Below are 9360 nucleotides of genomic sequence, written 5' to 3' on the forward strand. Positions count from 1 at the left end.
GCGGTAAGGCAAGGGACTTTGACTCCCTCATGCGTTGGTTCGAATCCAGCTACCCCAGTTCTTAGGTAATAAATTCAAGATAAAAAGAAAAATATCTTAGGGTATTTTATTTTTATAATTGAAGGACGTGAACGATATAACATGTCTTTGCGGGTGCTTAGGAAAAAATTATAAGTATGTCAAGTTTAAGAAAAACTTGATTGTTGGAGGATTTTTTAGATGAACGAATTTGAAGATTTGCTAAATAGCGTTAGCCAAGTTGAGCCAGGTGATGTTGTTAGTGCTGAAGTATTGACAGTTGATGCTACTCAAGCTAATGTTGCAATCTCTGGAACTGGTGTTGAAGGTGTCTTGACTCTTCGCGAATTGACAAACGATCGCGATGCAGATATCAATGACTTTGTAAAAGTAGGTGAAGTATTGGATGTTCTTGTACTTCGTCAAGTAGTTGGTAAAGATACTGATACAGTAACATACCTTGTATCTAAAAAACGCCTTGAAGCTCGCAAAGCATGGGACAAACTTGTAGGACGTGAAGAAGAAGTTGTTACAGTTAAAGGAACTCGCGCTGTTAAGGGTGGACTTTCAGTAGAATTTGAAGGTGTACGTGGATTTATCCCAGCTTCAATGTTGGATACTCGTTTTGTACGTAACACTGAGCGTTTTGTAGGTCAAGAGTTTGATGCTAAAATCAAAGAAGTTGATCCTAAAGAAAACCGCTTCATCCTTTCACGTCGTGAAGTTGTAGAAGCAGCAACTGCAGCAGCTCGTGCTGAAGTATTCGGTAAATTGGCTGTTGGTGATGTTGTAACTGGTAAAGTTGCACGTATCACAAGCTTCGGTGCTTTCATCGACCTTGGTGGTGTTGACGGATTGGTTCACTTGACTGAATTGTCACACGAACGTAACGTTTCACCAAAATCAGTTGTAACTGTTGGTGAAGAAGTTGAAGTGAAAATCCTTGATCTTAACGAAGAAGAAGGACGTGTATCACTTTCACTTAAAGCTACAACACCTGGACCATGGGATGGCGTTGAGCAAAAATTGGCTAAAGGTGATGTTGTAGAAGGTACAGTTAAACGTTTGACTGACTTCGGTGCATTTGTTGAAGTATTGCCAGGTATCGATGGACTTGTTCACGTATCACAAATTTCACACAAACGTATTGAAAATCCAAAAGAAGCTCTTAAAGTTGGTCAAGAAGTTACTGTTAAAGTTCTTGAAGTTAACGCTGATGCAGAACGTGTATCTCTTTCTATCAAAGCTCTTGAAGAACGTCCAGCTCAAGAAGAAGGACAAAAAGAAGAAAAACGCGCTCCACGTCCACGTCGTCCAAAACGTCAAGAAAAACGTGATTTTGAACTTCCTGAAACTCAAACAGGATTCTCAATGGCTGACTTGTTCGGAGACATCGAACTTTAATCCATTCGAATTTGAATAAAATCCTTTGTTTTTAAAACAAGGGATTTTTCTTTTTTCTACTAACTTTTTTTGATATAATGGTTTTATGTTATATTCAGAAAAAGAATTACTTTATCAAACAATAAATGAACAGCTCTCTTATCTTTTAGAAGGAGAGCCCAATGTGTTGGCTAATCTATCAAATGCCAGTGCTCTGCTAAAAACAAGTTTTCCCAATACTGTTTTTGCAGGTTTCTATCTATTTGATGGGAATGAACTGATTTTGGGACCCTTTCAAGGTGGAGTTTCATGTGTACGAATCGCTCTTGAAAAAGGTGTTTGTGGAGAGTCTGCAGCTAGTCGTCAAACAGTGATTGTTGGTGATGTTAAAACCTACCCAAACTATATTTCTTGTGATAGTAGTGCTCGTAGTGAAATTGTTGTGCCGATGGTTAAAGAGGGACGTCTTCTGGGCGTTCTAGATTTAGATTCATCTCTTGTTGATGATTATGATGATTTGGATCTGAAATATCTAGAAGAGTTTGTTTCTATTTTGTTAGAGAAAACCGAATGGAATTTTTCAATGTTTGAGGAGAAAGCGTAATGTATCAGGCCCTTTATCGAAAATATAGAAGTCAAACATTTTCACAGTTAGTAGGCCAGGAAATTGTTGCAAAAACTCTGAAACAAGCCGTAGAGCAGGAAAAGATTAGCCATGCCTATCTATTTTCAGGGCCTCGTGGAACTGGAAAAACCAGTGTAGCCAAAATTTTTGCCAAGGCTATGAACTGCCCTAATCAAGAGGGAGGAGAACCTTGCAATAACTGTTATATCTGTCAAGCTGTAACAGACGGTAGCTTGGAAGACGTTATCGAAATGGACGCGGCCTCTAACAATGGAGTGGATGAAATTCGTGATATCCGTGATAAATCAACCTATGCTCCAAGTATAGCTCAGTATAAGGTCTATATCATTGATGAAGTTCATATGCTTTCAACAGGAGCCTTTAATGCCCTTTTGAAAACTCTTGAAGAACCAACTCCTAATGTTGTTTTTATCCTAGCAACAACAGAGCTTCATAAGATTCCTGCAACCATTTTGTCTCGTGTTCAACGCTTCGAGTTCAAATCTATTAGAACTCAGGATATTCGAGATCATATTTTCCATATTTTAGAGAAGGAAGGGATTGATTATGAGTCTGAAGCTGTCGAGATTATTGCTCGTCGAGCCGAAGGTGGTATGCGGGATGCTCTGTCCATTTTAGACCAAGCATTAAGTTTGACTCAAGATGCTAGATTAACAACAACTGTTTCTGAGGAAATTACTGGGACTATTAGTCTAAGTGCTTTGGATAATTATGTGGCTGCCTTGGCACAAAAGGATGTGACTCGTGCTTTGGAAAATCTTAATTTGATTTTTGATAACGGAAAAAGCATGACACGATTTGTAACAGATTTGTTGCAATACTTGCGAGATATTTTGATTGTCCAAACTGGTGGGGAGAATACTCACTATAGTGATCTCTTTAAGGATAACTTAGGTCTTTCACAGGCTGTTTTGTTCGAGATGATTGGAATTGCAACAAGTAGTTTAGCTGATATCAAGGCTAGCTTACAGCCTAAGATTTATGCTGAAATGATGACCATTCGTTTGACAGAACTTGATTCCCAACCAGGACTTTCAGGTGATGTGGCTGAGGAATTATCATCTCTTAGAGAAGAAGTTGCGCGATTGAAACAGGCTCTGGCAAATGTTAACACGAGTCCTAAGCAGACAACACCAACACCGAGTCGTCCAGTTAACAGCAAGTCAATTTATCGCGTAGATCGCAATAAGGTTCAGTCTATTCTTCAAGAAGCTGTTGAAAATCCTGATTTAGCCCGTCAAAATCTAATCCGTCTCCAAAATGCTTGGGGAGAAGTTATTGAAAGCTTGTCAGGTCCAGATAAGGCGCTTTTAGTCGGTTCTCAACCTGTTGCGGCAAATGAGCATCATGCGATTCTTGCATTTGAATCTAACTTCAATGCCGGGCAGACCATGAAACGTGATAATCTCAACACCATGTTTGGCAATATCCTTAGTCAAGCAGCGGGATTTTCACCAGAGATACTTGCTATTTCCATGGAAGAATGGAAAGAAGTTAGGGCTGATTTCTCAGCTAAGGCTAAATCGTCACAAGGTCAACCAGTTAAGGAAGAAGTGGAAGAATCTGTCCTTCCTCAAGGATTTGAATTTCTAGCGGATAAAGTGACCATAGAAGAAGATTAAAAGGATATTGTGACATAATACGATGAACAGACAACAATTTATAATCATGGCCTTATTTACTGCTGCTGAGACCTATTTCCTTAATGAATCCATCATGGAGCAACGGTATATTATGGCCTTGCTTTGGGCTATTTTAATTCTAAGAAATTTTAGAGTCAGCTATATTATGGGTAAAATTGTCAACGCTATTGATGACCATTTTCGAGGAAAGAAGTAACCCTCAGCTTCTAGACAAAATTAAAGCCTTTTAGGCTTTTTTTTGTTATACTATTAAAGTATATTTATTGACATTTTATCGTTTTTTACTAGAAAAATAAGGACAATTTTCTAGCGAAAATGGTAAAACGGATTGAAAAGAAAGGAACTATCATGTCAGTATTAGAGATAAAAGATCTTCACGTTGAAATTGAAGGAAAAGAAATTTTAAAAGGGGTCAATCTGACTCTTAAAACAGGAGAGATTGCAGCTATCATGGGACCAAATGGAACTGGGAAATCAACTCTTTCTGCAGCTATTATGGGAAATCCTAACTATGAAGTAACCAAAGGTGAGGTTCTATTTGACGGTGTGAACATCCTTGAGTTAGAAGTTGACGAGCGTGCGCGCATGGGGCTTTTCCTGGCTATGCAATATCCATCAGAAATTCCAGGAATTACCAATGCAGAATTTCTTCGTGCAGCTATAAATGCTGGTAAAGAAGATGATGAGAAGATTTCAGTGCGTGAGTTTATCACTAAGCTAGACGAAAAAATGGAATTGCTCAACATGAAAGAAGAAATGGCAGAGCGTTACCTCAACGAAGGTTTCTCAGGTGGTGAGAAAAAACGTAACGAAATTCTTCAACTCTTGATGTTGGAACCAACTTTTGCTCTTCTTGATGAGATTGACTCAGGTCTTGATATTGACGCTCTTAAAGTTGTTTCTAAAGGTGTCAATGCTATGCGTGGTGAAGGCTTTGGTGCTATGATTATTACTCACTACCAACGTCTTTTGAACTATATCACGCCAGACGTGGTACACGTTATGATGGAAGGTCGTGTTGTTCTTTCTGGTGGTCCAGAATTGGCGGCACGTTTGGAACGTGAAGGATACGCAAAATTAGCTGAAGAACTTGGCTATGACTACAAGGAAGAATTGTAATTCCCTCGTATCTTTTAGGAGAAGTAAATGACTAAAGAAACTATTAAACTTTTTTCAGAAATGCACGCTGAACCAAGCTGGTTGTCAGAACTCCGTCAAAAAGCTTTTGACAAGATTGAAAATTTGGAATTGCCAGTCATTGAGCGTGTCAAATTCCACCGTTGGAATCTGGGTGATGGAACGATTACAGAAAGTGAGCCATCAGCAAATGTTCCTGACTTCACAGCTCTAGATAATCACTTAAAGTTGGTGCAAGTAGGAACCCAAACTGTTTTTGAACAAACACCAGTTGAGTTGGCTGAACAAGGAGTGGTCTTTACAGACTTCCACTCAGCTCTAGAAGAAATTCCAGAACTCGTAGAAGAATTTTTCATGTCATCAGTGAAATACGATGATGATAAGTTGGCAGCCTACCATACAGCATATTTTAACAGTGGTGCTGTTCTCTATATCCCTGATAATGTTGAGATTACAGAGCCAATCGAAGGTATTTTCTACCAAGACAGCGATAGCGATGTGCCATTTAACAAGCATATCCTCATTATCGCGGGTAAGAATAGTAAGATTAGCTACCTTGAACGCTTAGAGTCACGTGGTGAGGGTAGTGCTAAGGCAACTGCCAATATCACAGTAGAAGTCATCGCTCATTCTGGCGCGCAAGTGAAGTTTGCAGCGATTGACCGTCTAGGCGAAAATGTTACAGCCTATATTAGCCGCCGTGGTAAATTGGGCAACGATGCAAATATTGACTGGGCTATCGGTGTCATGAACGAAGGAAACGTCGTTGCAGACTTTGATAGTGACTTGATTGGTAATGGTAGCCATGCAGATCTTAAGGTCGTTGCTCTATCAAGTGGTCGTCAGGTACAAGGGATTGATACACGAGTGACTAACTATGGTTGCAACTCAATCGGTAATATTCTTCAACATGGGGTTATCCTTGAAAAAGCAACTTTGACCTTCAATGGTATCGGTCACATCATCAAAGGAGCTAAGGGAGCAGATGCCCAACAAGAGAGCCGTGTTCTCATGCTTTCTGACCAAGCGCGTTCAGATGCCAACCCAATTCTCTTGATTGATGAGAATGATGTTACTGCGGGTCACGCGGCTTCTATCGGACAAGTTGATCCAGAAGACATGTACTACCTCATGAGCCGTGGCTTGGATAAGGCAACTGCAGAACGTTTAGTTGTTCGAGGTTTCCTTGGATCTGTTATCGTTGAGATTCCAGTCAAGGAAGTTCGTGATGAAATGATTGCGACAATTGAAGAAAAATTGTCAAAACGCTAAGGGGAAGCCTATGTTAGATGTAGAAGCGATTCGCAAGGATTTTCCGATTTTAGACCAGATTGTCAATGACGAACCTCTGGTTTATTTGGATAATGCTGCGACGACACAAAAACCACTAGCTGTTCTTGAAGCGATTAATCACTACTATGAGCAGGACAATGCCAATGTTCACCGTGGGGTTCATACCTTGGCTGAAAGGGCGACAGCATCTTATGAAGCCGCTCGTGAAACCATTCGGAAGTTTATCAATGCAGACTCTACAAAGGAAGTTCTCTTCACTAGAGGAACTACGACTAGTCTCAACTGGGTGGCACGTTTCGCTGAGGAAATCTTGACTGAAGGTGACCAGGTCTTGATTTCAGTCATGGAACACCATTCCAATATTATTCCATGGCAGGAAGCTTGCCGAAAGACTGGGGCAGAGCTTGTTTATGTCTATCTCAAAGATGGAGCTCTGGATATGGATGACTTGCGTTCTAAATTGACTGATAAGGTTAAATTTGTTTCACTAGCTCACGCATCAAACGTTCTTGGAGTAGTAAATCCTATCAAAGAAATCACTCAAATGGCTCATGAAGTTGGAGCTATTATGGTGGTGGATGGTGCTCAGTCTACACCGCATATGAAGATTGATGTTCAGGACTTGGATGTAGACTTCTTTGCCTTCTCAGGTCACAAGATGGCTGGTCCGACAGGCATCGGTGTTCTTTATGGCAAAGAAAAGTATCTGGAACAAATGTCACCGGTGGAGTTTGGTGGCGAGATGATTGATTTCGTTTATGAACAATCTGCAAGCTGGAAGGAATTGCCTTGGAAATTCGAGGCTGGAACTCCTAACATGGCAGGTGCAATTGGACTTGCAGCTGCAGTAGATTATCTTGAAAATCTAGGTATGGCAGCCATTGAAGCTCATGAACAGGAATTGATTGCATATGTCTTTCCAAAATTGCAGGCAATTGAGGGATTGACCATATACGGTTCGCAAGATTTGGCTCAACGTTCAGGTGTTATTGCTTTTAACCTAGGTGATCTTCACCCTCACGACCTCGCTACTGCTCTGGATTATGAAGGAGTAGCAGTTCGGGCCGGACACCATTGCGCTCAACCTTTGCTCCAGTATTTGGATGTTCCAGCAACAGCTCGTGCAAGTTTTTATATCTACAATACCAAGGCAGATTGTGATAAGTTAGTAGATGCCTTACTAAAGACAAAGGAGTTTTTCAATGGCACTTTCTAAACTAGATAGCCTTTATATGGCAGTGGTAGCGGACCATTCGAAAAATCCCCATCACCAAGGGAAGCTAGAAGATGCTGAGCAAATCAGTCTTAACAATCCAACCTGTGGTGATGTGATTAATCTTTCTGTTAAGTTTGATGCAGATGATCGTTTGGAAGATATCGCTTTTCTAAACTCTGGTTGTACCATTTCAACTGCCTCTGCTAGTATGATGACAGATGCAGTCTTAGGAAAGACCAAGCAAGAAATCCTAGAGCTTGCAACTATCTTTTCTGAAATGGTTCAAGGTCAAAAGGATGAGCGTCAAGATCAACTTGGAGATGCAGCTTTTTTGTCAGGTGTTGCTAAATTCCCTCAACGAATTAAATGCGCAACCCTAGCTTGGAATGCCCTTAAAAAAACAATTGAAGACCAAGAAAACAAATAAGACAAGCTTTCTTTGTCTTATAAATCACTAGAAATAAAGAATGAAAGAAAGGATATTATGGCTGAAGAAAGAGTAGAACCAAAACCAATTGACCTTGGTGAATATAAATTTGGTTTTCATGACGATGTAGAGCCTGTCCTATCGACAGGAAAAGGATTGAATGAAGATGTCATTCGTGAACTATCAGCTGCTAAGGGAGAGCCTGAGTGGATGTTAGAATTTCGTTTGAAATCTTATGAAACCTTCAAAAAAATGCCGATGCAAACATGGGGAGCAGACTTGTCAGAGATTGATTTTGATGACTTGATTTACTACCAAAAACCATCTGATAAACCAGCCCGTTCTTGGGATGAAGTTCCTGAAAAAATCAAAGAAACCTTTGAACGTATTGGGATTCCTGAAGCTGAGCGTGCTTATCTTGCTGGAGCTTCTGCCCAGTATGAGTCAGAAGTGGTTTACCATAACATGAAGGAAGAATTTGAGAAGTTAGGTATTATCTTTACAGATACAGATTCTGCCCTCAAAGAGTACCCAGACTTGTTTAAACAATACTTTGCGAAGTTGGTACCGCCGACAGATAACAAGTTAGCAGCCCTCAATTCAGCAGTATGGTCAGGTGGAACTTTTATCTATGTACCAAAAGGAGTTAAAGTGGATATTCCACTTCAAACCTACTTCCGTATCAACAACGAAAATACTGGTCAGTTTGAACGTACCTTGATTATCGTTGATGAGGGAGCAAGTGTACACTACGTAGAAGGATGTACAGCGCCAACTTATTCAAGTAACAGTTTGCATGCTGCCATTGTAGAAATCTTTGCTTTGGATGGAGCTTATATGCGTTATACAACAATTCAAAACTGGTCTGATAACGTATATAACTTGGTTACAAAACGTGCTAAAGCCCTGAAAGATGCGACTGTTGAATGGATTGATGGTAACTTAGGTGCTAAAACAACCATGAAATACCCATCTGTTTACCTTGATGGAGAAGGGGCGCGTGGAACTATGCTTTCGATTGCCTTTGCCAATGCTGGTCAACATCAGGATACTGGTGCCAAGATGATTCACAACGCGCCACATACAAGTTCATCAATCGTGTCTAAATCCATCGCCAAAGGCGGAGGGAAGGTTGACTATCGTGGACAAGTAACCTTTAATAAGAACTCTAAGAAATCTGTTTCTCACATCGAGTGTGATACCATTATCATGGATGACTTGTCAGCATCAGATACTATTCCGTTCAATGAAATCCACAACTCACAAGTAGCTTTGGAACACGAAGCCAAAGTATCTAAGATTTCAGAAGAACAACTCTATTATCTCATGAGTCGTGGTCTGTCAGAATCTGAAGCAACAGAGATGATTGTCATGGGATTTGTCGAGCCCTTCACAAAAGAACTTCCAATGGAATACGCAGTTGAGCTTAACCGCTTGATTAGCTATGAAATGGAAGGATCAGTCGGATAAACTTTATGAATAGAAACTGAGGCTGGGACAAAAGTCCTAGCCTCTCAATTGTCTTTGGATTGTTGAACAAGACGCAGTGGTTGAGTGGGCTCTACTACGCTGATTTCATCAGCTTTTACAGCCCTAC

Annotated in this window: 9 protein-coding genes; all 9 read left to right on the top strand. The window is 40.4% G+C overall.

The features are described 5' to 3' along the window. Positions 1–219 precede the first annotated feature (219 nt). The 9 genes from rpsA (at position 220) to sufB (ending at position 9233) form a co-directional block, all read left to right on the top strand. Positions 220–1422, top strand: a complete 1203-nt coding sequence (rpsA, locus tag ADM33_RS06040; protein ID WP_001001618.1) for a 30S ribosomal protein S1 — start codon at positions 220–222, stop codon at positions 1420–1422. Between the two features lie 85 nt (positions 1423–1507). Beyond that, entirely contained in the window at positions 1508–2005 is a 498-nt protein-coding gene (locus ADM33_RS06045) for a GAF domain-containing protein (protein ID WP_049503769.1), read from the top strand. Then, positions 2005–3669 (top strand): DNA polymerase III subunit gamma/tau, encoded by a 1665-nt coding sequence (gene dnaX, locus ADM33_RS06050; RefSeq protein WP_049503770.1) that lies wholly within the window; start codon positions 2005–2007, stop codon positions 3667–3669. Before ADM33_RS06045 ends, dnaX begins: the two co-directional genes overlap by 1 nt. Before the next feature lie 22 nt (positions 3670–3691). Continuing rightward, complete coding sequence (locus ADM33_RS06055) at positions 3692–3886, top strand: DUF3272 family protein (RefSeq protein ID WP_049503772.1); 195 nt, start codon at positions 3692–3694, stop codon at positions 3884–3886. Between the two features lie 152 nt (positions 3887–4038). Continuing rightward, on the top strand, positions 4039–4809 hold the full coding sequence (gene sufC / locus ADM33_RS06060; protein ID WP_049503774.1) for a Fe-S cluster assembly ATPase SufC: 771 nt from the start codon (positions 4039–4041) through the stop codon (positions 4807–4809). A gap of 27 nt (positions 4810–4836) precedes the next feature. Continuing rightward, entirely contained in the window at positions 4837–6099 is a 1263-nt protein-coding gene (gene sufD / locus ADM33_RS06065) for a Fe-S cluster assembly protein SufD (protein ID WP_049503775.1), read from the top strand. 10 nt (positions 6100–6109) lie between these two features. Further along, positions 6110–7336, top strand: a complete 1227-nt coding sequence (locus ADM33_RS06070) for a cysteine desulfurase (RefSeq protein ID WP_049503777.1) — start codon at positions 6110–6112, stop codon at positions 7334–7336. Next, entirely contained in the window at positions 7323–7763 is a 441-nt protein-coding gene (sufU, locus tag ADM33_RS06075) for a Fe-S cluster assembly sulfur transfer protein SufU (RefSeq protein WP_049503779.1), read from the top strand. The genes ADM33_RS06070 and sufU overlap by 14 nt, the downstream gene beginning before the upstream one ends. Positions 7764–7820: 57 nt before the next feature. Next, entirely contained in the window at positions 7821–9233 is a 1413-nt protein-coding gene (gene sufB, locus ADM33_RS06080; protein WP_006151262.1) for a Fe-S cluster assembly protein SufB, read from the top strand. The last annotated feature ends 127 nt before the right edge of the window (positions 9234–9360 follow it).

It is taken from the genome of Streptococcus oralis, assembly GCF_001075875.1.
Classification (GTDB): domain Bacteria; phylum Bacillota; class Bacilli; order Lactobacillales; family Streptococcaceae; genus Streptococcus; species Streptococcus oralis_I.